The sequence below is a fragment of the Streptomyces sparsus genome (genome assembly GCF_054776295.1).
In genome coordinates this window covers 1-1,529 of record NZ_BAAHCA010001058.1, presented here as the reverse complement: position 1 = coordinate 1,529, position 1,529 = coordinate 1, and the positions used below count along the sequence as shown (strand labels likewise).

Sequence of the window (1,529 nt, the reverse complement as noted above, 5' to 3'; positions counted from 1 at the left end):
CGCCACCGAGCTGCGCGACGAACTCGCCGACCGGGGCGTCGACGTCACCCTGGCCGCCTGCGACGTAGGCGACCGGGAGGCGCTGCGCGGCCTGCTCGGCACGATCCCCGCCGACCAGCCGCTCGACGCGGTGTTCCACGCCGCCGGCTCCCTCGACGACGGCGTGATCGACGCGCTCGACCCCGGCCGCATGGCGCCCGTCCTGCGCGGCAAGGCATCCGCCGCGCGCCACCTGCACGAGCTGACCCGCGACCTGGGCCTGTCCCGGTTCGTGCTGTTCTCCTCCACGGCGGGTGTGCTCGGCGGCGCCGGACTGGCCAACTACGCGCCGGGCAACGCCTATCTCGACGCCCTCGCTGAGGAGCGCCGCGCCGACGGGCTGCCCGCCACCGCCGTCTCCTGGGGCCTGTGGGCCGACGGCGGCATGGTCGGTGACGCGGCGGGCGAGCGCATGCGCCGCTACGGCGTGCACCCCATGGACACGGCCACCGCCTGCGAGGCACTCGGCCGCGCCCTGGACCTGGACGACACACACGTCGTCGTCACCGACATCCGCTGGGACACCTACGCGGCGTCCTTCACCGCACCGCGCCCCAGCCGCCTCCTGGACGAACTCCCCTCCGCCCGCAAGGCGCTGGAGGCGCTGCGCGAGAACACCGAGGCGTCCACGACCGGGGGCTCCTCGCTGCAGGCGCACCTCGCCGCCCTGCCCGACTACGAGCGCGCCGGAGCCGCCCTGGACATGGTCCGCGGCCACGTCGCCACCGTGCTCGGCCACCCGTCCGCCGACGCGGTCGACCCGGAACGGCCCTTCACCGACCTCGGCATCGACTCCCTCAGCGCGGTCGAACTGCGCAACGGCATGAACCGCGTCACCGGCCTCAGCCTGCCCAGCACCCTCGTCTTCGACCATCCCACCTGCCGGGCCCTGGCCGACTTCCTGCTGGCCGAGGTCTCGGACCGCGAGCTGCCCGGCGAGACGACGGCAGCCGTGGCGCGGACCGCCGCCGCCGACGACCCCATCGCCGTCGTCGCCATGGGCTGCCGCTTCCCCGGGGGCATCAGCACCCCGGAGCAGCTGTGGAGTCTGCTCGCGAACGGCGAGGAGGGCCTGGTGCCCTTCCCCGAGGACCGCGGTTGGGACCTGGAGGCGCTCTACGATCCCGAGCCCGGCAAGGCCGGCAGCGTCTACACCCGCACCGGCGGCTTCCTGGAAGACGTCGGCGGGTTCGATCCCGCGTTCTTCAACCTCTCGCCGCGTGAGGCGGTGGCGATGGATCCGCAGCAGCGGTTGCTGCTGGAGATGGCGTGGGAGGCGTTCGAGCGGGCGGGTATCGACCCGCGGACGCTGAAGGGTTCGCGGACCGGCGTCTTCGCCGGCACCAACGGCCAGGACTACTCCGCCATGCTCGCTGCCTCGGGCGACGACTACGAGGGCTACATGCTCACCGGGAACGCCGCCAGTGTCGTCTCCGGTCGGTTGTCGTACACGTTCGGTTTGGAGGGGCCGGCGGTGACGGTGGATACGG

The 1,529-nt window shown here is 73.4% G+C and carries 1 protein-coding gene; it reads left to right on the top strand.

Translation table 11 applies throughout. The annotated features are described in order from the left end of the window. Positions 1-1,529, top strand: a 1,529-nt coding sequence (locus ACYVE9_RS26265; protein ID WP_461030386.1) for a beta-ketoacyl reductase, incomplete at both ends; no start/stop codon positions are given.